Origin of the sequence: Amphritea sp., from assembly GCF_050300915.1 — a bacterium.
Taxonomy (GTDB): Bacteria; Pseudomonadota; Gammaproteobacteria; order Pseudomonadales; family Balneatricaceae; genus Amphritea.
This window is the reverse complement of sequence record NZ_JBNKYN010000069.1, coordinates 1-24,005: the sequence shown is the minus strand read 5'-3', so window position 1 is coordinate 24,005 and position 24,005 is coordinate 1. Positions and strand designations below refer to the sequence as shown.

Here is a 24,005-nt window from a genome sequence, read left to right as displayed (position 1 = left end):
CTCTTTTTCTGACGGCGGCTTGGCGCCGCCATTCGACTGACGGGGATGAAGATACCCCCTGGGCTACTCGGAAGCGGGGGGAGGGGGTGATTGCGTGATGGGGAGGGTGCCGCTGCGGATGTGGAGGTCGCGCTGCGGGAAGGGAATCTCAATACCGGCCTCTCTGAATGCTTTGTAGATCGCACCGTTAATCTGGAACTGCAACTCAAACTGCTGTTTGGTTGGCACCCAGTAGCGATAGGCAATATTCACCGATGAGTCACCAAAGTTTGCAATCCCCACCTGGGGGGCGGGTGCTTTCACTATTGCGGGGTTAAGCTCAAGTTGTTCAGTAATCAGTTCAATCGCTTTATCGGGGTTGGCCGAATAACTGATGCCAATTGAAGCCTCAACGATAGTGTTTTCAAAGGAGTTAACCAGCACCTCGCCAACAATATGTTTATTGGGGATGGTGATAATTTCACCATCTTCGGTGGATAGCTGCGTATAGGCCAGCCGAATCTCTTCAACCACGCCACAGACATCGTTACAGCGAATCGTGTTGCCGACGACAAAAGGGCGTGTGAGGATAATGGTGAAGCCCGCTCCGTAGTTAGAGAAAACCCCCTGTAATGCCAGGCCGATGCTCAGAGAGATGGCGCCGATGGCTGCGATAAAGGGGGCGACGCTAATGCCAAATTTGCCCAGACAGATTACCGCAACCATCGCTATCAGCAACAGCTTGACTGTACTGCTGATAAAGTTGCTAAGGGTGACATCAACATGGTTACGCAGGCACAGCCTGAGGGTTATTTTACCGACCCAGCGGGCAATGATCAGGCCGATAATCAGAATGATAATGGCACCGATCACCTGGAAACTATAGTTAACAAAGAAATCTATAATCAGGGTGTAAAACTGTGTCAGGGTGGCCAGCTCGTCCTGGATCATGGACGGGTCTCCTATATCAGGTACTCTGCTTCAGAGGTCGCTAGCTGGCATGGCGTCGAAAGTCAGGTTCGCAGCCGTCCAGCAGCTCAACAAATTCGATCAGTTGGTCGAGTTGTCGCTCATTGTATACCGGAAATCCGTTGCGCATAAGTTCATCAGCGGTTGCACCAGAGCCCACTTTGAGGGTGCCGGAGAAATTACCATCGTAAATTTCGAGGTTGCCGCAGGAGGGACTACGGGATTTTAGCAGGGCGCAACAGCAGCCCTCTCGCTGAGCAATCTCCAGGGTTTTTTCTGCACCTGCAAGAAACTGCGGTGTAACGTCTTCGCCATTAGTCGCGGTGATGCGCAGAGGAAACTTATCCTGAATCTCAGCGGCAAGTCGTGGAGTGGGAAGCCCGCCTTCCTGCTCTGGGCAGATTGGCACAAGGCGTCCCTGTTGCTGCAAGTGGCGGATGAAAACGCTATCTATCAGATTGTCTCTGCCATCGTAACGGACTTTACAACCTAACAGACATGCACTGATCAGTATTTTATTTTTTTTATTCATATTCAGTATGTGCATATGTGTGACGTGTTTAACGGTGCGGATTCTAACAGTAAAACGGCGCTGGGCAATTAAACTAACGCTTAAAGGTGACATTTGTATGATCCAGCGCAGTTTGATTTCGCTGTAATTGGGTGTGGAAAGCAAAAAAAATTCAAATTACTGTTTACGAATAAGATTGCTTTAGGGTATATACTTAGGGGAATACCCTTATTAATCCCTTAAAGGTCGATCACAGGGGTAGGGAAAGATAATAAAAATCAGGAATACCCGATGTATCTGAGTCTTACCGAAGAGCAGCAGATGATTCAGGACACTGCCCGTCGATTTGCGGAGAGTGAACTGGCGCCTGTCGCTGAGCAGCTGGATCAAACCAAAGATAGAAACATTCTCACTCACAATTGTCGTCAGCTTGCCGAGCTGGGATTCATGGGACTGAACATTGATGCCGCATATGGCGGCACTGAGGCTGGGGCCGTTGCTTTTAGTCTGGCGATCACCGAAATTGCCCGCGCCTGCGCATCAACAGCTGTGACCATGTCAGTCACTAATATGGTGGCTGAGGTGATTCAGGTGGTCGGTAGTGAAGAACAGAAACAGCAGTACCTGCCAAAAATTTGTAGCGGTGAGTATCTCAGCGGTAGTTTCTGCCTTACCGAAGCCAGTGCTGGTTCAGACCCGGCGTCGATGCGCACGAAAGCGGTGAAAACAGATAACGGTTGGGCGATTAGCGGTACAAAACAGTGGATTACCAGTGCGGAGTTTGCCGGCGTTTTTGTGGTGTGGGCGGTGACCGATTCTGAGGCGAAGAAAGGCCGGGGGATCACCTGTTTTCTGGTGCCTGCGGATACCGCTGGTATCACTGTTGGTCCTGCTGAAAAGAAAATGGGGCAGCATGGCTCCGCGACCAATGAGGTGCATTTTGATCAGTGTGAAGTGCCGGATTCTGCCATTCTTGGCAAGTTGAATGAGGGGTTTCGCATCGCGGTTACCGAGTTAGCGGGTGGGCGCATCGGTATCGGTTCGCTGGCTTTAGGCATCGGCCAGGCGGCAATGGAGTACGCCATCGCCTATGCCAAAGAGCGTCAGCAGTTTGGCAAGCCTATCGCTGATTTTCAGGGGCTGCAATGGATGATTGCTGACCGTATGACTGAACTTGAAGCTGCCCGTTTATTGCTGATGAGTGCTGCAGACCGCAAACAGCGGGGGCTGAGTTTTGCCAAAGAAGCGTCGATGGCAAAACTTTTCGCCAGCGAAAAAGCCAATCAGGCCTGTTATACCGCTCTGCAACTACTGGGTGGTTATGGCTATATGCAGGAATATCCACTAGAGCGTATGAGCCGTGATGTCAGGATCACTTCGATCTATGAAGGCACCAGCGAGGTTCAGCGGCTGATTATCGCCCGTGAAATACTCAATGCTGCAGGTTGAGGTGATTTTGTGAAAGCCCCCTTGCAAGGCCTGAAAGTGCTCGATCTTTCAACTCTGTTACCCGGTCCCTACGCGACTATGCTGCTGGCCGATCTGGGAGCGGAGGTTTTAAGGGTTGAGTCTGCTTCCCGGCATGATCTGGTGCGCAATATGAAGCCGCAGATTGAGGGGCAGTCCGCCGCTTTCAGTTATCTGAACCGGGGTAAGCAATCCCTGGCGCTGAACCTTAAACACCCTGAAGCTGCAGCCCTGATCCGCCAGTTGGTGGTTGAATACGATATTCTGATTGAGCAGTTCCGCCCGGGGGTTATGGCTCGTTTAGGGTTGGATTATGAAACCCTGAAACAGTCCAATCCTCAACTGATCTACTGCTCCGTTACCGGTTATGGACAGTCCGGGCCCTACCGCGACCGCGCTGGACATGATCTTAACTATCTGGCGCTGTCCGGTGCCGCCAGCCATATGGGGCGAAAGTCTACCGGGCCTGCCCCGATGGGGATGCAGGTGGCCGATGTCGCGGCGGGTTCTCACCCGGCGGTGATGGCGATTCTGGCTGCGGTTATTGGCCGGTATGGCAGTGGGGAGGGCTGTTATCTGGATATATCGATGGCGGATAACACCCTGGCGTTACAGGCATTGATGACACCGGCTGCGCTCAATGGTGGAGGTGATCCCGAGCCGGAGGGCAACTTCCTCAACGGTGGAGGGTTTTATGATTACTATCGTACAGCAGATAACCGCTTTATATCGGTTGGCAGCCTCGAACCTCAGTTTCGTCAGCGATTGGCGCAGGCATTGAATATTCAGGATAGCCCGCCACTGGAAGACCGTCAGTTTAAGACGCTGTTGCAGCAAAAATTTATCCATCAGGATCTGGATCACTGGTGCGAACAGCTGGCTGGGCTGGATATCTGCGTAGAACCGGTTTTAACCGTTTCAGAGGCGGCTGAACATCCCCAGTTTAATGCCCGTCACCTGATAGTGACCCGCGCCAGTGGTGAACGACAGGTGGACTCGGCGCTGGGGTTTGAAAAACAAACGATCCGCCCGGCGCCACGCTGTGGTGAGCAGGGGGCGCAGGTTATGCAGCGGCTGGGGTATAGCGCCACTGAGATTGAAAAACTCAGAGAGTCCGGGCTATTTGATTAACAGACTGAAACGCTCAATTTAAAAAGTGCAACGATAAAAGGATGAACTTACCGGATGGAACGATCTGACTTCCAGAGGGTAAGGCCTTAATAAACATAATAACGAGGCAGATAATGACTATTGCTAACTATCAGGAATTTTACGATTCCTTTACTCCGTCCATGATTGAGGAGCAGCTGATTGGTGACCTGAAGCAGGGGTTCAATGTTTGTGAAGAGATTTGCGATCGCTGGGCTAAAGACGAAGCCCGCGTGGCACTTAATTACGAGGGAGTTAGCCGACCCGCATCCAGTCACACCTTTGCTGAGCTGCAACGCAAAGCGGCTCAATTCGCCAATCTGCTGAGCACTCGGGGCATCGGTAAAGGTGACCGGGTGGCGTGTCTGATGCCAAGAACACCTGAATTGCTGGTGGTGGTTTTGGGCGTATTGCGGGCAGGAGCTGTCTATCAGCCGCTGTTTACTGCGTTTGGTGGGGGCGCAATCGAGTACCGGGTCACCCAGGCGGAGACAAAGCTGGTGGTCACCGATCCTGATAACATCGCCAAACTGGACAGCGTCAATGGCTGTCCGCCAATTCTGTTGTTTAATCGGGACAAAGCAGACGCTAAGTATGCCGCTTTAGACGATTTTGAAACTGAGCTGGGCAGTCAGAGCTCAACGTTTACACCGGTGCGAATCAGCGCAGATGATCCATTTCTGCAGATGTTTACCTCCGGGACCGTGGGTAAGGCAAAAGGCGTCGCCGTGCCTGCCCGCGCGCTGCTGTCGTTCTATGTTTACATGCGTTATGCCGTAGGACTGCATCCCGACGACCGCTACTGGAACGTTGCCGATCCCGGCTGGGCGTACGGCTTGTATTACGCTGTTGTCGGGCCGCTTTTGCTGGGTAATACCACACATTTTAATGAGAACGCCTTCACCCCGGAAACCACCTACGCCATGTTGCGGAAGTACAAAATCACCAACCTGGCCGCTGCGCCAACCGCGTATCGTCTGCTGATGGCCAATGACGGTCTGCTTGGCAAGGATGATACCTTTGATCTGCGTCTCGCAAGCAGTGCCGGTGAGCCGCTTAACCCCGAGGTAATCGGTTGGGTTGATCGTCGTTTAGGCTGCCCGGTAATGGATCATTATGGTCAGACTGAAACCGGTATGACCGCTTGCAACCATCATGATCTTGAACAGCGCATTGTCCGGGTCGGTTCTATGGGCTTTTCAATGCCAGGACACCGTGTTGTTGCGCTGGATAATGATCTGAATGAACTGGGCGAGGGGCAGATCGGCGAACTGGCTGTAGATATGGAAAAATCCCCGCTGTTCTTCTTTCCGGGCTATACCTGGGGCGAGAAAAATCCGTTCCGGGGAAAATACTATCTCACTGGCGATGTGGTGATCAGCCATGGTGATGGCAGCTACTCTTTCAATGGCCGGGATGACGATATTATCACCACCGCCGGATACCGTGTTGGGCCATCGGATGTTGAAAGCACATTGCTGGAGCATCAGGCGGTTGCGGAAAGTGGTGTTATCGGCAAGCCAGATCCGGAACGGGGGGCGATCATCAAAGCCTATGTTGTGCTGAAAGCGCAGTATGATCCCAGCGAAGAGCTGGCAGCAGAGCTGAAGAGTCATGTGCGCAGTCGTCTGTCGACCCATGCCTTCCCCCGTGAGATCGAGTTTATGCCGGAATTACCAAAAACGCCGAGTGGCAAAATACAGCGTTTTATCCTGCGCAACCGGGCGAAAGATGAAGCCGATGGGATGGCGTAACAATGCATCAGCTGAATGCCTTACCATCGGAGTACCGGGTTCGCAACCCGGACTTCGCGGTCGAAGCTGAGCGGGTCTTTTATCAGGCACCCTTTGTCCGGGAGCTCGGTTTTCAGCTGGTCAGTCTGGAGGCTGGTCGCTGTGAAACCCGCTTGATATTGCAGGATAAACATCTGCAGCAGGACGGTTATGTGCATGCCGGGGTGCAGGCTACGCTGGCAGATCACTCGGCTGGTACTGCGGCTGCAACCCTGTTAGCTGAAAACCAGATCATTCTTACGGCTGAGTTTAAGGTTAATCTGCTGCGGGCAGCAAAGGGTGAACGATTACGCTGCCGGGCCTGGGTGCTGAAGCCAGGAGCTAATCTGATCATTGCCGAAGCGGAGGTCTACTGTGTCAGCGATGATATCGCCGAGTTGGTCTCTAAAGCGACGGTGACGCTGGCGGTGGTCGACAGTCGCAAACAATAATAATGACAACGATAAGGCGGAGTTTTTTCTATGCCGGTGATGACAATCGAACAGATGAGCAGCTTTCTGGCTGAGCATTTTCCTCAGGGTGAAAAATTTGGCGTACTGACCGGATTGGGGGATCGCTGGGCGGAGATGAAACTGCCGGTAGATGATGAACATCTGCGTCCTGGTGGTACCGTCTCCGGGCCTTCAATGATGGCGCTGGCCGATGTCTGTATGTATGCAGCACTGCTGGGGCAGATCGGCCCGGTCGCGCTGGCGGTGACGACCAATCTGAATATCAATTTTATGAGCAAACCTGAGGCCGGTCGCGATCTGCTGGCCCGTTGTAACCTGATGAAGGTCGGTAAACGACTGGCGGTAGGTGAAGTGTGGATTCGCTCTGAAGGCTGCGAAGAGTTAGTCGCCCATACCACGCTGACCTATTCCATACCTGCGGAGCGTTGATCATGGATGAGATCAGGTGGCAGGAACGGCTGCTGAGCCTTCACGATGGCACTGAGATCTTTGCGCTGCATGGCCAGCACAAGCATAACGAAGGCTGGGACAGACCCACACTGGTGTTACTGCATGAGGCTCTGGGTCATATCGAACTGTGGAAAGATTTTCCGCAGCTATTGGCAGATAACACCGGTCTGGATCTGTTTGTCTATGAACGCCGAGGTTATGGCCGCTCATCACCGATTACCCTGCCGCGGCCGGATGACTATCTGGAGCAGGAAGGGCGGGACTGGCTTAAACCGGTGCTGGATGCCGCAGGGCTGGAGCAGGTCGTGCTGGTGGGGCACAGCGATGGTGGTTCCATCGCTCTGATCGGTGCAGCCAGTCTGCCCGAGCGGGTTGTCGCGGTTATCACCGAAGCGGCCCATATCCGCATCGACCCGCTAACCAGGGCGGGGATTATCGAAGCGCTGGAGTTGTACAACTCCACCGATTTGCCCAACAAACTGGCACGTTATCATGGTGATCGCACCGACCTGCTGTTTCGTGCCTGGCATGAAACCTGGCTACGGGAGCGCTTTCAGCCGCTGGATCTGACCGGCTGGCTGAAAGAGATTCACTGCCCGGCGCTGATTATGCAGGGAGAGGATGATCAGTATGGAGAAAGGGCACAGGTCGACGATATTGTCAGCGGCATAGGGGAGCAAGCCACAGCGCTGTTTCTGCCCGACTGTGGCCATGTGCCCCATCTGCAGGCCAAGGCTGCAACCCTTAAATCGATGAGTGAGTTTATTGAGTCGTTGGGTGTTTAAATGAAATAGATATCTTTTCAACAATTTCAGGAGCTTATTTATTCGAATTAGGAATTTTTCCTATATTTCATAACAGGCTTCCTCACATACTATCTACTTTCGATTTTTATGATAAAAAAATCATAAAGTGTTGTATTTATACAGGTGTTATATTTCATGAAAAAATCTCTAATTGTTGCTTCTGTGGTTGCTTTTTCTCTTGTCTCGGCAAATACCTTTGCAGCAGATGCTGGTGCTTATGTTGGTGCTTCATTGGGAAAGACCTCATCTTCTGCATTTGATGACTTTGAGACTCTCCCGGGTGTTTCCGTAGACGATAACGATACGGGTTATAAAATTTTTGCAGGCTACAAATTTAACACCAATTTCTCCGTCGAAGGTTCTTATACCGACCTGGGTGAGATTTCAGCGACTGACGGTATTGACAAGGTTTCTGCCTCAGTTGATACCTTTGGGGTCGCTGCGGTTGGTACCTTACCAGTAAATGAATCCTTTGGGGTTTTTGCTAAGGTTGGTTATCAGGCTTGGAACGTTGATCTTAAAGCGACCGGTATGAGCACACAGAGTGATGATGGCTCTGATGTATTTTATGGGGTTGGAGCGGCATACAATATGGAAGCTATTTCTATACGTGGAGAGTTTGAACGTTACGATATAGATGGAGAAAATTTTGATATGCTATCACTGGGTATTGCATATAACTTTTAATCTCTATCATTAATCAGGCGCTTTATAAAAGCGCCTGATTTTCGCTTTATTGATTTCTCCCTATCTTTACATGTCATTACTAAGACAATCAGAATTACCTTTAGAGCATTGCAATTGAGGTGACGGAAATGCTGATACCCTGCTGCAGAATGCTTAAATACTCCCTCTCTTTCTGATTATACAGAGACCGTTCAGCCTTCCAGTTGCGCCGCCTGGTTTACCAGAACAGGTAAACTCTCCGCCCGCATCTTGCTCATTACACGTGAACGGTGGACTTCGACGGTTTTCGGGCTGATACCCAGCTCTTCTGCTATCTCCCGGTTGGCTTTACCGCTTACTACCAGTGCCATCACTTCCCGTTCCCGTCGGCTGAGGGTTTCATAAAGCTTGCGCACCTGTTCTTCAAGCTGCCGGTCAGCGAACATCTCATCGGCTTTTTTCAGGGCGTTTTGCACCAGTGGGATCAGTACTTCATCATCGAAGGGCTTTTCCAGAAAGTCGATGGCGCCGTTTTTCATCGCGGTCACTGCCATGGGGATATCACCATGACCACTGAGTACGATAATGGGCAGGCGGATATCCCGCTCCAGCATAATTTGCTGCAGTGCCAGGCCATTGATTTCGGGCATTCGTACATCCAGTAGCAGGCAGCCCTTGTCGCCCTTGTAAGTATTCAGAAACTCCCGGGCAGAGGCGAAGCTCTGTACGGGCAGGTCGTCGCTTTCTAATAGCCACTGCATGGAGTCACGAAAATCATCATCGTCATCCACAATAAATACGGTGCCGCTGTATCGGGTCATGATGGTCAGGTCCTAGCCTTTTGCTGGAATTTTAATATAAAACTGAGTGCCGGTTTTGCCGTCGCTTTCTGCCCATAACTGCCCTCCGTGGGTCTCAATTATAGTGCGGGAGATCGATAATCCCATCCCCAGTCCGGTGGACTTTGAGGTGAAGAACGGCTCAAACAACTTCTCTAATATTTCAGTGGTGATGCCTTTGGCGTGGTCAGCGACTGAGATATAGATGCAATCTTTTACTTTGCGGGTGCTGATGATAACGGGACGGTGAGTTGTTTCACAGTCGTTATAGGCTTCGATCGCGTTGCGAATCAGGTTAACCAGCACCTGCTCGATCTGAATCTTGTCTGCTACGATAGGCAGGTCGCCGGGTTCCAGCTCAAACTCGAATGTGGTGTTGTGATCCAGCGCTTCCTGTTTGAGAAACTCCGCTATCTCCTGACAGCTTTCATTGAGGGAGAACTCCATTCGCTGATATTCGGTTTTTTTGACGAAGCTGCGCATCCGTTTAACAATTTCAGCTGCCCGTTTTGCCTGCCGGGTGATCAGTTCCATCGATTTACTGATCTCCTCAATGGAGCTGATGCGTCCCTCTTCAATACGGCGCATCGACCCGCGGCAGTAATTAAGAATCGCTGCCAGTGGCTGATTAATCTCATGGGCGAGGCCCGACGCCATCTCTCCCACGGAGAGCAGGCGGGCGATATGGGCCATCTCCAGCTGATTACGCTTCATCTCCTCTTCCGCTTTACGGCGCAGGGTGATATCCCGGCCAATGATCGAGTAATACTCGACCTGCATATCATCGTTGAGGTTGCGGTGGGCGATCACCTCCCGGATCTCGGCGGTGCGATCACGGCCCGAGGGCAGCTGCATCTTTATGCTGCCATACCAGGTGCCGTGGGCGGCTGCATGGCTAAGGGCATCCTGTACCAGAGAGGCAAATACTTTGGGCTCAAACATCTGTTCCAGATAGAACACCATCGGGTTCTCTTTCTCGGTGCCCAGCGTGATATAGGTCGCCTCGTTCATATAGGTCAGCTGCATGGTTTTATGATTGCAGAACATGATCATGTCGGAAGAGGCTTCTACCACCCGCGCCAGTCGCCGGGTCGCCTGCTGGGCCAGTGTCTGTTCGGTAACATCGCGGGAAACACAGACGACCTCAATCGGTTTACCCTCACTATCTCTCAGAGTACGGCTGGTGGTTTCCAGCCAGATATAGTGGCCGTTTTTATGCTTGTAACGATATACGTTGGTGTACATCCCTTTGCGGTAGCGAACAGAATCGGAGCGTTTGATCAGGTTGTCGGCATCTTCCGGATGAAACAGGTCATAGCCCGCCGTGCCGATCATCTCTTCGACGGTATAGCCCAGCATCCGTTCAACTGCCGGGCTGACATCGAGAAAGGTCCATTCAGTTGTCGGCGTATGGCGGGAGATCATGTCGGTGGATTGTTCCACCAGAAAGCGGGAGCGTTCTCCCTCATCCATTTCACTGATCGCTTTCAGATCTTGTTCTATACTCATTGACACTCGCTGATCAGGGAAAAACCCTTAAAATCTATTGTTTATCACGTAGCTCTGTCAGGTTTTGACTTAAGGCTAACTTGTTTCGTCAGGGTAATTACGTATTATAGTTGATGCAATAAGGGTAAACACTTAGCTGTGAGTTTTTAACAACCATTTATTAAAATAATAACGCTGTCGCTGCGGGTTTAATTCAGTGACCGCGATATTCAGGGCTAACTACTATGTCAACACACTCTAATCCCTATCAGTTCGGACTGGATAAAAACAGCGCGAACTTCTGTGCGATGAGTCCTTTAAGCTTCATTGAACGATCAGCCTGGGTATTTCCAAATCACACGGCGGTGGTGCATCAGCAAACCCGGAGAACCTGGTCTGAAACCTACAATCGCTGCCGTCAGCTTGCCAGTGCTCTGAGTCAGAAAGGGATCGGCGAGGGCGATACGGTTGCTGTTATGGCACCTAACCTGCCAGAGCTGTTTGAGGCCCATTTCGGCGTGCCAATGTGTGGCGCGGTACTGAATGCGCTGAATGTCCGTTTAGACGCCGAAGCGCTTGCTTTTATTCTGCAGCATGGTGAAGCGAAAGTGGTGATTGTTGATCGGGAGTTTTCTGAAGTGATCGGCAAGGCCCTGAAAATGATCGCCCACAAGCCATTGGTCATCGATATTGATGACCCTTATTTCGAAGGGGGAGCGCTGATCGGCAGTTGTGATTACGAAGCCTTTATCGCCACGGGCGACCCTCAGTTTGACTGGCAGATGCCGGATGACGAGTGGAATGCTATCAGCCTGAACTATACCTCTGGTACCACCGGCAATCCGAAAGGGGTTGTTTACCACCATCGTGGCGCGTACCTGAATGCGATGAGTAATATTGTCTGCTGGAATATGGGGCAGCATCCGGTGTACCTCTGGACTCTGCCGATGTTCCACTGTAACGGTTGGTGTTTTCCCTGGACGATTGCTGCCTCAGCGGGTGTCAGCGTCTGTCTGCGCCATGTCCGTGCTGAGGATATCTACGGGGCGATTAAACAGGAAAAAGTTAACCATTTTTGTGGCGCGCCGATTGTGCTGAATATGCTTAACAATGCACCGGATGAGATGAAGCAGGGTATCAGTCACAAGGTGAAAGTGATGACTGCGGGGGCTGCGCCGCCCGCTGCTGTGATTCAGGGAATGGAGAAAATGGGATTCAGCGTCACCCATGTGTATGGCTTGACTGAAACCTATGGCCCGTCGGTGGTGTGTGAGTGGCATCAGGAGTGGAATGATCGCTCTGATGAAGAGATCGCCCGTCTTAAATCCCGTCAGGGTGTGCGGGCGCCGATGCTGGATGGTCTGATGGTTGCCGATCCGAGTACCTTGGAGCCGGTCCCTCAGGATGGCCTGACCATGGGTGAGATCTTTATGCGTGGTAATCTGGTGATGAAAGGTTATCTGAAAAACCCCAGTACAACGGAAGAGAGTTTTTCCGGTGGCTGGTTCCACTCAGGTGATCTGGCAGTGTGGCATCCGGATGGTTATATCGAAATTAAAGACCGCTCCAAAGATATTATTATCTCCGGCGGCGAGAATATCTCATCGATTGAAGTGGAAGATGTGCTGTATCGTAACAGCAGTGTTATGGAAGCGGCGGTGGTTGCCCGGGACGATGAAAAGTGGGGCGAGGTGCCCTGTGCGTTTGTCAGTCTGAAAGAGGGCGCTGAGGTAACCGAACAGGAGATTATCGACTTCTGTCGGGAGAATATGGCGAACTTTAAGGCACCTAAGAAAGTCATCTTTGGGCCTTTGCCAAAAACCTCTACCGGCAAAATTCAGAAGTTTGTTTTGCGGGATAAAGCTAACTCGTAAGCATCTGGCCTGATGGTTGAGTTTGTCACAAACTACAATAAAGAGACCCCCGGGTCTCTTTTATTTTAAGTATTGTTTTATAGCTGGAAAGTGTTCAGCTCCAGATGCTCAGTGGTGGCTCATTCGACACCGCTGAGACAATATTTTTACAGGTGACGATGCCGATGGTGGCGCCATAGCTGTCAACCACCGGCAGTGTTTCAAGGTCGTAATGGTGCATCACCTGGGCAGCGCGGCGAATACTGGTAATAGGTTCTGCAGTGATAACATCGCCGGCAAGATACTGCTGGGCTGTCGAAATCTTGAGGAAGCCCAGATCTTCGTTGTCGAGTTTTAGTTGTTTTAAAATAGACGCATAGGAGATCATCCCGATAATGCAGTTATGACGGTTAACCACCGGTAACTCGTTAAACGGACTTTCCTCTATCTTCAGCAGGGCGTTATAAGCTGAAATCTCTTCTGGCAGGTTGGTGAAGGATCGGCTCATCACTTCATAAAGGTGGTGTAGTTCATCTTTTGGTTGGGCATGGATAAGCTCCCGGTAAGCATCTACCGCGTTTTGGTTGATACTCTGGAACGGCTGCGGCGTTTGTGCGAGCGGGTGTTCCGCCTCACTGGAGGCTGGCTGTATGGGCCTGATACGATAGAGTTGCTCAAGCGTATCGTGAAATGCGCGTCCATCAGGCCCGTATATAGAGAACATTCTGTACCTCCGCCGACACTTTATCGTCAAACAATCTGCCTGTGTTACGCTCTCAGGTAAATATTGGACCAGCTATCACTGGCTTATAGCGAATTTTTAATCTGGTCTCTTATCGTCTCAGCTTCCCGCTTACGCTCTTCGAGCCTCGCTATATCGCTGCTGGTGAGGTCTTTTTCTCGCATGGCGAAGTCTATTTGTCGCAGGGCTTTATTAGTAGCACCGATCAGCAGGAAATATTCGATCCGGGCTTCGTGAACGCCCAGGGTGTTTCCTGCAAGCCCCTGAGCCTCTGCCAGTTCATACCAGATATAGCTATTGGCAGGGTATTGCTGGCTGAGACTGGTGAGAATCCTGGCGGACTTTTTGAACTGGTTATTTGCTCTGAGCGCTTTAGCGTAAAGTTGTAGTACCGGGTAGCTGTCCGGGTAGATCTGGCTCAATAGTTCCAGTCGTTGCAGGGCGTCTTTTGGCTCTCCGGCTGCCATCTGTAGTTCGGCATAGCTGAGGCGGATATAGAGATGCTGCTTTAGGTCGTCCGGCAGACCGTCGAGTGCGCTCTTTGCCTGTGTATATTCGCGGTTTTGCATCAGTGCCAGAGCAAGACCATAGCGGCTTAAGGGATTACTTGTGGCGCTTTCCTGATAGGCTTTGATAAGCGCTTTAATATCGCTGGCATAATGCACCTCAACACGTTTCTTGATCAGTTGAAAATCATAACGCTGAGGTTTGAATGCGGGTTTAGGCAGCTGGCTGGCACGGTTTTCAGCGTCTGCGATACGGGATTCTGTCACCGGATGTGTGAGCAGAAACTCCGGTGGCTTCTGGCCGAGAAAACGACTTGAACGCTGAATCCGTGAGAACATGCGTGGCATGGCATAGGGGTCGAAGCCGGAATTGACCAGGTTGAGCATGCCGATGCGGTCGGCCTCCTGTTCATTGCGGCGGGTGAAGTTTATCCCGGCCTGCTGCCCGGCAGCCATTGATGAGGTGATGCCTGCCATGCCCGCCTGAGCATCAGCACTGGCGACCAGAATGCTGGCGAGAATGCCGGCCAGCATCAAAGGAGTATTGCGGCGACTTTCTTCCAGCTGTTGTGCGTAATGGCGCTGAGAAAGATGTGCCAGTTCGTGAGCGATAACAGAGGCTAACTCCTCCTCATCTTTTGCCCCAAGCAGCAGTCCGGCATTAATCCCGACAACGCCACCGGGAACCGCAAAGGCGTTGAGCACCGGATTGTCGAGGACGATCAGTTGCAGGCGATGATCCTGTAACTGGCTGTTGGCCGCAATCTGCCAAAGCAGGCTATCGATATAGTTAACGATAAGTGGGTCACCATATTCCGGAACCTGACCACGTAGTAATCGGGCCCAGGTGCGCCCCAGCTGGAACTCCTGTTCCAGAGATATGGTCGCCGAACTGTTGGCGATGACCGGCAGCTCATCTGCCTGTGTCAGGGTAACCGGGCTCAGCGCCAGAATACTGGCCAGCAGATAACGTGAAAGTCCAGTTCGCAAATTGTTAATCCTTATCCTTAGTGACTGCAGTAACAAAAGCAGTTAAGCGCAATTATGGATTATAATAACCCACTTTTTGGTATATATTGCTGGCCTCTTATCTGCATCAGGAGTAGCTCTATGACTGAGACCCACTGGGATGAACAGCTCGATGCCCGCGGTCTGAATTGCCCGTTGCCGTTGTTGAAAGCGAAACAGGCACTGCATAGGCTCAAGCCGGGTGAAATTCTCAAAGTGGTAGCAACTGATGCTGGCTCTCAGCGTGATTTCAAGGCTTTTGTCGACCAGTCTGACCATCAAATGTTGGAATCGTTCAGCCATGATGATCAGTATACCTATATTATCCAGCGCGGCTAACAGGAGCAAAGCGTGAGAAAAATTTTCAGTAGATGGATCGACGATTACTTCTCCAATGAGGAGGTAATGCTTTTATTGGTACTGCTGGCCGGTGCTCTGGGCGTTATCCTTTATCTGGGACAGGCGCTGACGCCGGTGTTTACCAGTATTATTCTGGCGTTTCTGATGCAGGGGATGATTGTCTGGCTTAAAGAGCACAATGTGCCCCATCTTGCTGCGGTACTGCTGGTATTCACACTCTTTATCGGCGTATTGCTGTCCCTGTTGCTGTTTATTATGCCACTGGCCTGGAAGCAATCGGTTAACCTGTTTAACGAGTTGCCCGGAATGGTGGCGCAGGCGAAACAGGTGTTGTTACTGCTGCCTCAGCAATATCCGGATATCTTTTCTGAACAACAGATCACTCAGATTATTGATCTGGCAACAACCGAACTCAGAAAGCTGGGGCAGATGGTGGTGACCTACTCGCTGAGTTCGATCACCGGCCTGATTGCACTGCTGATCTATGTAGTACTGGTGCCGATTCTGGTGTTTTTCTTTCTTAAAGATGGCAGTAATCTGGTGCGCTGGTGGGTCTCTTTTCTGCCGCAAAAGAAGGCGATGCTGACCCAGGTGTGGAACGAGATGGATCAGCAGATCGCCAACTATGTCAGGGGGAAGGTGATTGAGATCGTCATTGTCGGCTCGGTAACCTATGTAGCGTTTGCCTTTTTGGGCATCAACTATGCAGCGCTATTGGGCATCATGGTCGGGTTATCGGTACTCATCCCCTATATCGGAGCGGCACTGGTGACCTTGCCGGTCGCGCTGATCGGCTTTTTTCAGTGGGGTTGGACCAATGAGTTCTGGTACCTGATGCTGGCCTACGGCATTATTCAGGCGTTGGATGGCAATGTGCTGGTGCCGCTGCTGTTCTCTGAAGCGGTTAACCTCCATCCGGTGTCAATTATTATTGCCGTGCTGGTATTCGGCAGTGTCTGGGGTTTTTGGGGGGTGTTTTTCGCCATCCCACTGGCTACGCTGATTAAAGCGATTCTGAATGCCTGGCCAAAAAGCCATGCTTTTATACAGGATGGCAATAAGGCTGATTCGTAACCAGCCAGAGACAATAAAGCCGGCATCAGCCGGCTTTTTCGTTGTCGGTGCTAAGGACTGAGTTTAAAGTCCCCTGGCCGCTTCTAACACCTCCGCGACATGCTCCTTGACCTTGACCTTGCGCCACTCTTTGCGCAGTACGCCGTTAGCATCAATCAGGAATGTGCTGCGTTCAATGCCCAGATGTTCTTTGCCATAGAGTTTCTTCAGTTTGATCACATCAAACAGTTTACACAGCGTTTCATCCGGATCACTAATCAGCTCAAACGGGAAGGACTGCTTCGCTTTGAAGTTCTCATGGGCGCGCATACTGTCGCGGGAAACCCCAAAAATCTGCGTGTTGGCTGCCTGAAATTCGCTATACATATCCCGGAAGTCCTGGCCTTCAGTGGTACAACCGGGGGTGCTGTCCTTCGGGTAGAAATAGATTACAACGTTGGAACCTTTCAGTTCGGACAGCGTCACAGTGGTGTTGCTGGTGGCTACAGCGGTGAAGTCGGCTACTGGCTGATCAATGGTTGGCTGGCTCATACTTATTCCTTAAAAAATCTGTCTTAAAAACTACGCTTATCTGACCGAGATCAGTTAGAATGATACGCTTTTTATACGATAACAGATTACACAGTTTTGGCAGCCCCTGAAAATATCGTTTTTTTGAATATTCAGAATACGCTAACTTATTGAGCTTAAATGGGTTGAGCCGCAAATCGCAGCCAAGTACCATAGGCCATTCTGTATACCTCTTGATGGAGACCATGATGATTACTGGCAGCATTGTTGCTCTTGTTACCCCGATGAATTCTAACGGTGATGTCGATTGGGACGCGCTTGATAAACTGGTAGATTTTCATCTGGAGAAGGGCACCGACTCAATTGTCGCCGTAGGCACCAGCGGCGAGTCTGCGACACTGAGTTGTGATGAACACTGCAAGGTAATCAAACGCGTGGTTGACCGTGTAGGCGGAGCTATTCCGGTTATTGCCGGTACCGGTGCGAACTCTACCCGTGAAGCGATTGAGTTGACTGAAGCGGCTAAAAACGTTGGCGCTGATGCCTGTTTGCTGGTGACCCCGTACTACAACCGGCCAACTCAGGAGGGTTTGTATCTGCACTTTAAAGCCATTGCTGAAGCGGTTGATATTCCTCAGATTCTTTATAACGTTCCTGGCCGTACCGCGTGCGATATGCTGCCTGAAACGGTGTTGAGACTGGCTGAAATATCAAATATCGTCGGTATCAAAGAAGCTACGGGAAATCTTGAGCGGGCTAAAGCCCTGATAGAAGCGGCGCCAAAAGAGTTCGCTATCTACTCCGGTGATGATGAAACAGCCGTTGAGTTGATGTTGCTGGGCGGCGATGGAAATATTTCGGTGACCGCCAATGTGGCGCCTGCGCAAATGGGTGAGCTGTGTCGTCTGGCGATTGCCGGTGAGGCCGAACCTGCACGTGCGTTGCAAGCGTCGCTGATGCCATTGCATAAGGCGATGTTTGTTGAGGCTAACCCGATTCCGGTGAAATGGGCTGTCGCTGAGATGGGGCTGATGGGGCAGGGTATTCGTTTACCGCTGACTGTTCTGTCTGAGCAATATCATGATCAGGTGCGCGATGCCCTGAAAGCCTGCGAAATTATCTGAAACTAACGGACGAGCATAATGAGAATAATTGCCTTGTTGCCTCTGGCGGCAGCTGTGTTGAGTATTGCCGGATGTGGTTCATACTCAAATCCGATTTACGGCGAGAATGGACTTATCAATGATCGCAGCCAGAATTATGAAGAGGCCAAGGCAACCAAGCGGCTCGAGCTTCCACCTGCGATTCAAACCCGTTCCAAAACGATGCAGGATGCGCTGGAGATTCCCAATGCGGGCCAGACTGCCTCACAGCGTACTGCTGAGTTTGTTGTGCCCCGTCCTGAGTTTTTCTATGCCGATGCGGGTAATGGCAGTGTTAATCTGAAGCGCCTGGGCGATGAGAAAGTATTGATTGTTGATGAACCGATTGCTGATGTCTGGGTTCAGCTGCAGGACTTCTGGCGCTTTAACAATGTTGCACTGGCTAAATCCGCGCCGCAAGAGGGCGTCATGGAGACCGACTGGATCGATACTGCCGGGGAAGAGTTAAGTTTTGTCGATAGCATGATAAAACATCTTACCTTCCAGGATATTGAGGGGCCTGTCAGCGATAAGTTGCGTGTCTCTGTTCGTCCGGTCGCCGATGATTTTAATCGTACCTCAATCTCGATGCAGCATATCCGGGTTGCTCAGGATCAGAAAGAGCAGCCAGTGAACTGGACCGCTGATGGTGCCGATGTTGGTTATAAAACCGATATGATGTTTGAGATGCTGCGTTATCTGAGCAAATCTACCACTAATGCCAACGGCAGCCTGAGTATGATGGAACTCAAACGCCAGCATAATGACCGGCCGCAAATGGGGCGTGATTCTAAAGGGTTCCCCGCGCTGAAGATTACTGTACCGGTTGATCAGGCCTGGGCTCAGATTAACAAAGCAATCGATAAAACCACTCTGGATGTCGGTACCCGGGATCAGCAAACGGGTGTGATCTATATGACGTATACCACCTCAACACCGTTTGAGGATACTGAAACAATGGGCTTCTTTGAATGGCTGCACTCAGATCGTAAAGCGATCACCTTTAGTTCAGGTCGTATCGGTGAAATATTAGGCTTCGGCGGCAGTGAAGAGGTAACTGATGGCCCTTCATATAGTTCGAAGCAGTATGCGGTAGCTGAGGGCGACAGCGCTGCTGCAGAGCAGTACACCGTCGATGGGACGTCTGACCAGGCCAACAGTAATGGCTATAAAATCTGGTTTGCAGGTAAAGTTATCTATGTGTTCGGAAGTGCTCAGGATGGCGTCTATAACAATGAGTCAGGTAAATATGAACATGTGGGTCAGTATCAGTTGCATATGAACCGGACCGCTAATGGCGTATTCCTGACGGTTAAGACTCCGGATGGATTATCTGCTCCCGCTGTGATTGCTGATGAGATTCTCTGGGAGATCAAAGATCAGATTTGAACGCCGGGCCGGGACTGATACCGGGTGTTGGTTTTAATATGAAAGGGCCTTTTTGCTAGTGGCCCTTTTTTTTCAGAATTTTTCTGCGCGTATTTTTGATGATTCAAAAGTCTGGGTTTATTTAATGAGTAGAGGTAGATAGCGATGCAAGCCGTATTTCTTGATCTTAATAGCCTGGACTGCGATGACCTTAACCTGTCGGCATTAAAAGCGGAATTCAGCGATTTTACCGGTTATCCGGCTACCGCACCCCAGCAGGTGGCAGAGCGGATCGCGGGCGCTGATGTGGTTATCGTGAATAAAGTAGTTCTGGACCGGGAGACGCTTTCTTCAGCCACGCAGTTGAAGCATGTCTGTATCGCGGCAACAGGCACGAATAATGTTGATCTGCAGGCGGCGACAGAACTGGGAATCAGTGTATCTAACTGTCAGGCCTATGGCACGGCTTCGGTGTCTCAGCATGTAATGGCATTGATGCTGGCGCTGCATACAAATTTGATCCGTTATAATGAGGCGGCTCGTAATGGACAGTGGGCTCGTGCGCAACAGTTTTGCCTGTTGGATTATCCGATTCAGGAACTCAGTGGCAAGACTCTGGGGATTGTGGGATATGGTAATCTGGGCGCCGGGGTTGCGCAGCTGGCGGGTGCATTTGGTATGGATGTCCTGATCGCTCAACGCATCGGCGGTGATTCCATTGGTGGCCGGGTTGCATTGCCAGAACTGTTGCCGCAGGTTGATGTGCTCAGTTTGCACTGTCCGCTCACCGAAGAGACTCGCGATCTGATAGATGCGAACGCCATTGAGCAGATGAAAACAGGGGCCTTTCTGATTAACGCTTCCCGTGGCGGAATCGTCAATGAGAGCGATCTGGCTGATGCTCTGCGCCGGGGTAAACTGGCTGGCGCGGCAACTGACGTGCTATGTGAAGAGCCACCGGTGAATGGTAATCCGTTACTGGCGGATGATATTCCCAATCTGATTATTACGCCTCACAGTGCCTGGGGGAGTGTTCAGGCGAGGCAGCGGATTGTTGATCAGGTAACAGAGAGTATTGCCGGGTATAAATGCGGCGAGATGATCCGTCAGGTAAATTAAAGCCGGTTCAGCGCGGATGTCAAAAGGGTACTTTCGAGCTAAACGATAGTGCTTCACCGGTGATCGGATGGCTGAAGCTGAGTGTTTGAGCGTGCAGTAGTAAACGTTCTGAGCGGGCTATATGCTCTGGTGCGGCATAAAACCGATCCCCCAGAATCGGGTGACCCAGAAACTGCATATGCACCCGCAGTTGATGCGATCGGCCGGTAATCGGGGTGAGTTCTACCCGGGTCGCGTTATCCAGTGGCTCAAGTATCCGCCAATGGGTCTGTGCCGCTTTACCCTGCTCATGATCGATAATCTGTAATGGCCGGTTGTCCCAGTCACAACGCATTGGTTGATCGACAGTACCGCTGGTCTGTTGCTTCTCTTGTAGCAACAGACCAGCCACTATCGCCTGATAGGTTTTGGCGGTTTTGCGTTCCTGAAACTGAATGCTCAGGTGTCGATGGCTGGCCGGATTTAATGCCAGCACCATCACGCCTGAGGTTGCATAATCCAGTCGATGAACAATTCTGGCCGTTGGAAAACTCAGCTGGACTCTGCGCCAGAGACAGTCCTGTTTATCCTCTCCGCGGCCAGGTACAGATAGAAGGTCTGCTGCCTTATTCACCACAACGATCTCTGCGTCGGCAAAGAGAATATCCCTGTCATCGATTGCGGTAATCATCTCAGCGGCTGATGCCTTTGCCAGTAAAGAGTTTCTTTTTCGGGCTTTTTTTCTTGCCGCGAACAAACAGTGCCATCGATTCGACATGGTGAGTTTGCGGGAACATATCCATCACCAGAAACTCCTGCAGCTGATAACCCTCTTCATTGAGTAGCTGGCTATCCCGGGCAAGGGCACCCGGATTACAGGAGATGTAGAGGATCAGTTCGGGTTTGAGACGACAGATCTGCGGGATCAGTGAAGCCGCGCCGGTACGGGGTGGGTCGATAATGATCTTGTTGTAGTCCTGTTTGAACCACTGTAACCCCTTGAGGTCGTCGGCCAGGTTGGCGCAAAAGAAGCGGCAGTGGTGTAACTGGTTCTGTTGAGCATTACGTTGCGCCTGTTCTACCATACTCAGACTGCCTTCCACGCCTGTTACCAACGCACCTGAGTGAGCCACTGGCAGAGAGAAGTTGCCGAGGCCGCAGAACATATCGAGCACCCGGTCTTCAGGTTTGAGATCCAGCAGTTGGCAGGCTTCGCTGATCATCTGCTGGTTAATGGAGGCGTTCACCTGAATAAAGTCGCCGGGGCGAAACGCTAACACCTGTTCTCCCAGATGGTAGCTCGACAGTTGAGCGGGGGCGTCACTCTGTTCAGCACCGATAACCTGATACTGCAGATTCAGCGAATAGTGATCGGCCAGCTCCGTGAATATCTCCAGGTGCTCGTCGGTTAAACGCCGTTTCAGCCGCAGTGACAGATAGCCATCCTGATCGCCAAGATTCAGGTCAAGCTGGGTAATATATCTGATGTCGCCACTGTCTCGAAGCGCCTCGCGTACCCGACTGAATATATCGCTAACCCGTGCATCCAGCACCGCACAACTATCAATCTGGGTTAGCAGGTGGCTGCCGCGGCGGCGAAAACCGATGATGGGTTCACCATCGGCCAGCTGATTGATGCCAATGCGAGCGCTGCGGCGGTAGTGCCAGCTGACGGCGGTCAAGGGTGCGCGGATGTTGGCCGGCTTTGTATGACCGATCCGTTCCAGCTGCTCCAGAACCTGCGTTTGTTTCAGTTCCAGCTGGGCTTGATTATCCAGATGTTGCAGATCGCAGCCACCGCACTGCTGATAATGGGGGCAGGCGGGCTCGATGCGGTGCTTGGAAGGGCTGATAACGGTATCAGCGTGACCCTGATAGAAACGTGCTTTTTCTTCTGTCAACCGTGCCAGAACCTGTTCCCCGGGGAGGGCATTGGCAATAAACGCCGTTTTCCCCTGATAGCGTCCGACACCGCGCCCATCATAGCTGAGGGAGTCGATATTCAGCTCTACCGGATCAGCAGGTAGCGGATGAGCCGGCTTTCGGGCTGGCGGTTGTTTTATAGTGCGGGAACTGTTCGGTTTCATGTACTTCTCCTGACGAAGGGCGGATTCTACCAGTGCGAGGGGATTAAAGCATCCTGAGGGTGGGGCGCATCAGCGGGTAAAACCCATTCGGCAGGTGAGCGGGACAGTATAAATAGGTTTTTCTGCGTAAATGTTTTATCGGATGAGGGTTCTGGGTATAAAATTGGCCTGAATTCTATCTATATCAGAGCAAATATATGTCACAGGAACACCCGTTTGCACCCTTTGTACGCATTTTAGGTAAAGGTAAGCAGGGCTCACGCTCGCTGACGCAGGTTGAGGCCCGTGAGGCGATGGAGATGATTCTGGATGGGCTGGTTGAGCCAGAACAGCTGGGAGCATTTCTGATGTTGTTGCGGGTTAAAGAGGAGTCTCCGGAAGAGCTGGCTGGATTTGTTGAAGCGGTGCGGGGGCGTTGTGGTGCACCGCAGGCATTAACCGTCGACCTGGACTGGTCAACTTATGCGGGTAAGAAACGTCAGTTACCCTGGTTTATTCTGGTGGCGCTGCTGCTGGCAGAAAGTGGCATCCGGGTGTTTATGCATGGTGCCCGGGGGCATACGCCGGAGCGAATCTACACCGAAGACTGTCTCGCCCTGTTTGGGATTCAGGCCTGCCACCGTTGGGGCGAGGTCAGTGAATCCCTTGAGGCATCAGGGTTCGCATTTATGTCGATCGAGACACTCAGCCCGGAGATGAGCAGAATTATTAATCTGCGACCGGTATTAGGGCTGCGCTCGCCGGTACACACCCTTTGTCGGCTGATTAATCCGCTGCTGGCAAAGCACACGGTGGATGGCGTATTTCATCCTGCTTACGGCCCAATGCATCAGAAAACGGCTCAGTTGCTGGGGGTTGAGAACGGCCTGACAATTAAAGGCGATGGTGGTGAAGCTGAGGTGAAACCGGATGCTGAGTGTGATCTGCAGTGGACTCGTGGCAGCGAGTACAGCACTTCCCAATGGAGCCGCTATTATCCCCGCCGTCTGGTAAAACAGGATCTTAATACTGCTGACCTGCTCGGACTGTGGCGTGGTGAAACAACGGATGAGTACGGCGAAGGGGCAGTAATCTCAACGCTGGCGCTGATACTTAAGTTGTTAAACAAAGCGGATAACGATGCCGCCTGCTTCTCTCTGGCAGAACAGATGTGGCAGAGTAGGGATAAGGAGCGATTCTGAGATCGGAAAGCCAGCTTTCCTGGCTAGAGGTCACTGCGAGACTTGTTAGTCGCTAGGCGCGGCAGAGCTGCTTGCTAGAAGAAACAAAATCTAATTAGCTTCTTGCTTTTTCTCGCAACCAGCGGGAGCCGCAGGCGCCGTTTTAGCAAGCAACGGAGTTGCGTCTTGCGGCTGGTTTTGCCGCCTCAATCCCTTCTAAGCTTATCCGATACCGCGATAGGGCTGGGGAAGTTGAAGATCACGACATAGGTTGATAGCAGGAATGTCAGAATTGCGGTGGCCTGAATAACGTGAGAGGCTTCCTGTCCGATCATTGCTGCACTGGTTGCCATGTAGGCGATCAGTAGCGAGAACTCACTGATCTGTCCCAGACGAAAGCCCACTTCCCACGCCAGCTTATTGCTCTCACTGATGCTCTGTAACAGAAAACGGAACACGATCGGTTTGATTACCAGCACCAGAACTGCCAGTATCAATGCCGGGATAATGATCTGCCCCAGCAGTCCC

The 24,005-nt window shown here is 51.5% G+C and carries 23 protein-coding genes and 1 pseudogene; 14 read left to right on the top strand and 10 right to left on the bottom strand.

All coding sequences use genetic code 11. From position 1 onward, the window contains the following. Positions 1-63 precede the first annotated feature (63 nt). Both ACQY8X_RS16065 and ACQY8X_RS16060 read right to left on the bottom strand, forming a co-directional pair. Positions 64-930, bottom strand: a complete 867-nt coding sequence (locus ACQY8X_RS16065; RefSeq protein WP_428036156.1) for a mechanosensitive ion channel family protein — start codon at positions 928-930, stop codon at positions 64-66. A 40-nt stretch (positions 931-970) separates the two neighbouring features. Further along, positions 971-1,480: a DUF523 domain-containing protein gene (locus ACQY8X_RS16060; protein WP_428036155.1), complete on the bottom strand. Its 510-nt coding sequence runs from the start codon at positions 1,478-1,480 to the stop codon at positions 971-973. Between the two features lie 270 nt (positions 1,481-1,750). On the opposite strand from ACQY8X_RS16060, the gene ACQY8X_RS16055 reads away from it, so the two are divergent. From ACQY8X_RS16055 to ACQY8X_RS16025, 7 genes are all read left to right on the top strand, one after another. Next, positions 1,751-2,908: an acyl-CoA dehydrogenase family protein gene (locus ACQY8X_RS16055; RefSeq protein ID WP_428036154.1), complete on the top strand. Its 1,158-nt coding sequence runs from the start codon at positions 1,751-1,753 to the stop codon at positions 2,906-2,908. A 9-nt stretch (positions 2,909-2,917) separates the two neighbouring features. Beyond that, positions 2,918-4,057 (top strand): CaiB/BaiF CoA transferase family protein, encoded by a 1,140-nt coding sequence (locus tag ACQY8X_RS16050; RefSeq protein ID WP_428036153.1) that lies wholly within the window; start codon positions 2,918-2,920, stop codon positions 4,055-4,057. 113 nt (positions 4,058-4,170) lie between these two features. Next, positions 4,171-5,829, top strand: a complete 1,659-nt coding sequence (locus ACQY8X_RS16045; protein WP_428036152.1) for an AMP-binding protein — start codon at positions 4,171-4,173, stop codon at positions 5,827-5,829. A gap of 2 nt (positions 5,830-5,831) precedes the next feature. After that, entirely contained in the window at positions 5,832-6,299 is a 468-nt protein-coding gene (locus ACQY8X_RS16040) for a PaaI family thioesterase (protein ID WP_428036151.1), read from the top strand. 30 nt (positions 6,300-6,329) lie between these two features. Next, positions 6,330-6,749: a PaaI family thioesterase gene (locus ACQY8X_RS16035; RefSeq protein WP_428036150.1), complete on the top strand. Its 420-nt coding sequence runs from the start codon at positions 6,330-6,332 to the stop codon at positions 6,747-6,749. Positions 6,750-6,751: 2 nt separating this feature from the next. Then, on the top strand, positions 6,752-7,555 hold the full coding sequence (locus tag ACQY8X_RS16030; protein WP_428036149.1) for an alpha/beta fold hydrolase: 804 nt from the start codon (positions 6,752-6,754) through the stop codon (positions 7,553-7,555). Positions 7,556-7,711: 156 nt separating this feature from the next. Next, complete coding sequence (locus ACQY8X_RS16025) at positions 7,712-8,263, top strand: porin family protein (protein ID WP_428036148.1); 552 nt, start codon at positions 7,712-7,714, stop codon at positions 8,261-8,263. Positions 8,264-8,454: 191 nt separating this feature from the next. Here the strand turns inward: ACQY8X_RS16025 and ACQY8X_RS16020 are convergent, their stop codons facing one another. Together ACQY8X_RS16020 and ACQY8X_RS16015 are read right to left on the bottom strand one after the other, a co-directional pair. Further along, entirely contained in the window at positions 8,455-9,063 is a 609-nt protein-coding gene (locus ACQY8X_RS16020; RefSeq protein ID WP_428036147.1) for a response regulator transcription factor, read from the bottom strand. A 12-nt stretch (positions 9,064-9,075) separates the two neighbouring features. After that, positions 9,076-10,590: a PAS domain-containing sensor histidine kinase gene (locus tag ACQY8X_RS16015; protein WP_428036146.1), complete on the bottom strand. Its 1,515-nt coding sequence runs from the start codon at positions 10,588-10,590 to the stop codon at positions 9,076-9,078. A 224-nt stretch (positions 10,591-10,814) separates the two neighbouring features. Between ACQY8X_RS16015 and ACQY8X_RS16010 the strand changes: the two genes are divergently transcribed. Continuing rightward, positions 10,815-12,443: an acyl-CoA synthetase gene (locus ACQY8X_RS16010; RefSeq protein WP_428036145.1), complete on the top strand. Its 1,629-nt coding sequence runs from the start codon at positions 10,815-10,817 to the stop codon at positions 12,441-12,443. A 94-nt stretch (positions 12,444-12,537) separates the two neighbouring features. Here the strand turns inward: ACQY8X_RS16010 and ACQY8X_RS16005 are convergent, their stop codons facing one another. Together ACQY8X_RS16005 and ACQY8X_RS16000 are read right to left on the bottom strand one after the other, a co-directional pair. Beyond that, positions 12,538-13,146 (bottom strand): CBS domain-containing protein, encoded by a 609-nt coding sequence (locus ACQY8X_RS16005; RefSeq protein ID WP_428036144.1) that lies wholly within the window; start codon positions 13,144-13,146, stop codon positions 12,538-12,540. Positions 13,147-13,229: 83 nt separating this feature from the next. Then, positions 13,230-14,660: a M48 family metalloprotease gene (locus ACQY8X_RS16000; RefSeq protein ID WP_428036143.1), complete on the bottom strand. Its 1,431-nt coding sequence runs from the start codon at positions 14,658-14,660 to the stop codon at positions 13,230-13,232. Between the two features lie 120 nt (positions 14,661-14,780). Between ACQY8X_RS16000 and ACQY8X_RS15995 the strand changes: the two genes are divergently transcribed. Beyond that, complete coding sequence (locus ACQY8X_RS15995) at positions 14,781-15,017, top strand: sulfurtransferase TusA family protein (protein ID WP_428036142.1); 237 nt, start codon at positions 14,781-14,783, stop codon at positions 15,015-15,017. A gap of 12 nt (positions 15,018-15,029) precedes the next feature. Further along, complete coding sequence (locus tag ACQY8X_RS15990; RefSeq protein ID WP_428036141.1) at positions 15,030-16,112, top strand: AI-2E family transporter; 1,083 nt, start codon at positions 15,030-15,032, stop codon at positions 16,110-16,112. 63 nt (positions 16,113-16,175) lie between these two features. Here the strand turns inward: ACQY8X_RS15990 and ACQY8X_RS15985 are convergent, their stop codons facing one another. Further along, positions 16,176-16,643 carry a peroxiredoxin gene (locus tag ACQY8X_RS15985; protein WP_428036140.1) on the bottom strand — a complete coding sequence of 156 codons (468 nt, stop codon included), beginning with the start codon at positions 16,641-16,643 and terminating at the stop codon, positions 16,176-16,178. Positions 16,644-16,870: 227 nt separating this feature from the next. Here ACQY8X_RS15985 and dapA point away from each other — a divergent pair, with 227 nt between their 5' ends. The 3 genes from dapA (at position 16,871) to ACQY8X_RS15970 (ending at position 20,251) form a co-directional block, all read left to right on the top strand. Then, a complete protein-coding gene (dapA, locus tag ACQY8X_RS15980) occupies positions 16,871-17,746 on the top strand; it encodes a 4-hydroxy-tetrahydrodipicolinate synthase (RefSeq protein ID WP_428036157.1) in 876 nt (291 codons plus the stop codon). Positions 17,747-17,764: 18 nt separating this feature from the next. Continuing rightward, positions 17,765-19,153: an outer membrane protein assembly factor BamC gene (gene bamC / locus ACQY8X_RS15975; RefSeq protein ID WP_428036139.1), complete on the top strand. Its 1,389-nt coding sequence runs from the start codon at positions 17,765-17,767 to the stop codon at positions 19,151-19,153. A 144-nt stretch (positions 19,154-19,297) separates the two neighbouring features. After that, complete coding sequence (locus tag ACQY8X_RS15970) at positions 19,298-20,251, top strand: 2-hydroxyacid dehydrogenase (RefSeq protein ID WP_428036138.1); 954 nt, start codon at positions 19,298-19,300, stop codon at positions 20,249-20,251. 19 nt (positions 20,252-20,270) lie between these two features. On the opposite strand, the gene ACQY8X_RS15965 is transcribed toward ACQY8X_RS15970, so the two are convergent. Then, entirely contained in the window at positions 20,271-20,921 is a 651-nt protein-coding gene (locus ACQY8X_RS15965; protein ID WP_428036137.1) for a pseudouridine synthase, read from the bottom strand. A 1-nt stretch (position 20,922) separates the two neighbouring features. After that, positions 20,923-22,317, bottom strand: coding sequence for a 23S rRNA (uracil(1939)-C(5))-methyltransferase RlmD (gene rlmD, locus ACQY8X_RS15960; protein ID WP_428036136.1), 1,395 nt, complete (start codon positions 22,315-22,317; stop codon positions 20,923-20,925). Between the two features lie 197 nt (positions 22,318-22,514). Between rlmD and ACQY8X_RS15955 the strand changes: the two genes are divergently transcribed. Next, complete coding sequence (locus ACQY8X_RS15955; RefSeq protein WP_428036135.1) at positions 22,515-23,498, top strand: glycosyl transferase family protein; 984 nt, start codon at positions 22,515-22,517, stop codon at positions 23,496-23,498. 185 nt (positions 23,499-23,683) lie between these two features. On the opposite strand, the pseudogene ACQY8X_RS15950 reads toward ACQY8X_RS15955, so the two are convergent. Continuing rightward, positions 23,684-24,005 (bottom strand): annotated as a pseudogene (locus ACQY8X_RS15950) (cation:proton antiporter); the annotation flags it as partial.

Excerpts from the sequence above, each read along its gene's own strand:
- ACQY8X_RS16065 (WP_428036156.1), bottom strand. The coding sequence starts at position 930 with ATGATCCAGGACGAGCTGGCCACCCTGACACAGTTTTACACCCTGATT.
- ACQY8X_RS16060 (WP_428036155.1), bottom strand. The coding sequence starts at position 1,480 with ATGAATAAAAAAAATAAAATACTGATCAGTGCATGTCTGTTAGGTTGT.
- ACQY8X_RS16055 (WP_428036154.1), top strand. The coding sequence starts at position 1,751 with ATGTATCTGAGTCTTACCGAAGAGCAGCAGATGATTCAGGACACTGCC.
- ACQY8X_RS16045 (WP_428036152.1), top strand. The coding sequence starts at position 4,171 with ATGACTATTGCTAACTATCAGGAATTTTACGATTCCTTTACTCCGTCC.
- ACQY8X_RS16040 (WP_428036151.1), top strand. The coding sequence starts at position 5,832 with ATGCATCAGCTGAATGCCTTACCATCGGAGTACCGGGTTCGCAACCCG.
- ACQY8X_RS16035 (WP_428036150.1), top strand. The coding sequence starts at position 6,330 with ATGCCGGTGATGACAATCGAACAGATGAGCAGCTTTCTGGCTGAGCAT.
- ACQY8X_RS16030 (WP_428036149.1), top strand. The coding sequence starts at position 6,752 with ATGGATGAGATCAGGTGGCAGGAACGGCTGCTGAGCCTTCACGATGGC.
- ACQY8X_RS16025 (WP_428036148.1), top strand. The coding sequence starts at position 7,712 with ATGAAAAAATCTCTAATTGTTGCTTCTGTGGTTGCTTTTTCTCTTGTC.
- ACQY8X_RS16020 (WP_428036147.1), bottom strand. The coding sequence starts at position 9,063 with ATGACCCGATACAGCGGCACCGTATTTATTGTGGATGACGATGATGAT.
- ACQY8X_RS16015 (WP_428036146.1), bottom strand. The coding sequence starts at position 10,590 with ATGAGTATAGAACAAGATCTGAAAGCGATCAGTGAAATGGATGAGGGA.
- ACQY8X_RS16010 (WP_428036145.1), top strand. The coding sequence starts at position 10,815 with ATGTCAACACACTCTAATCCCTATCAGTTCGGACTGGATAAAAACAGC.
- ACQY8X_RS16005 (WP_428036144.1), bottom strand. The coding sequence starts at position 13,146 with ATGTTCTCTATATACGGGCCTGATGGACGCGCATTTCACGATACGCTT.
- ACQY8X_RS15995 (WP_428036142.1), top strand. The coding sequence starts at position 14,781 with ATGACTGAGACCCACTGGGATGAACAGCTCGATGCCCGCGGTCTGAAT.
- ACQY8X_RS15985 (WP_428036140.1), bottom strand. The coding sequence starts at position 16,643 with ATGAGCCAGCCAACCATTGATCAGCCAGTAGCCGACTTCACCGCTGTA.
- dapA (WP_428036157.1), top strand. The coding sequence starts at position 16,871 with ATGATTACTGGCAGCATTGTTGCTCTTGTTACCCCGATGAATTCTAAC.
- bamC (WP_428036139.1), top strand. The coding sequence starts at position 17,765 with ATGAGAATAATTGCCTTGTTGCCTCTGGCGGCAGCTGTGTTGAGTATT.
- ACQY8X_RS15970 (WP_428036138.1), top strand. The coding sequence starts at position 19,298 with ATGCAAGCCGTATTTCTTGATCTTAATAGCCTGGACTGCGATGACCTT.
- ACQY8X_RS15965 (WP_428036137.1), bottom strand. The coding sequence starts at position 20,921 with ATGATTACCGCAATCGATGACAGGGATATTCTCTTTGCCGACGCAGAG.
- rlmD (WP_428036136.1), bottom strand. The coding sequence starts at position 22,317 with ATGAAACCGAACAGTTCCCGCACTATAAAACAACCGCCAGCCCGAAAG.
- ACQY8X_RS15955 (WP_428036135.1), top strand. The coding sequence starts at position 22,515 with ATGTCACAGGAACACCCGTTTGCACCCTTTGTACGCATTTTAGGTAAA.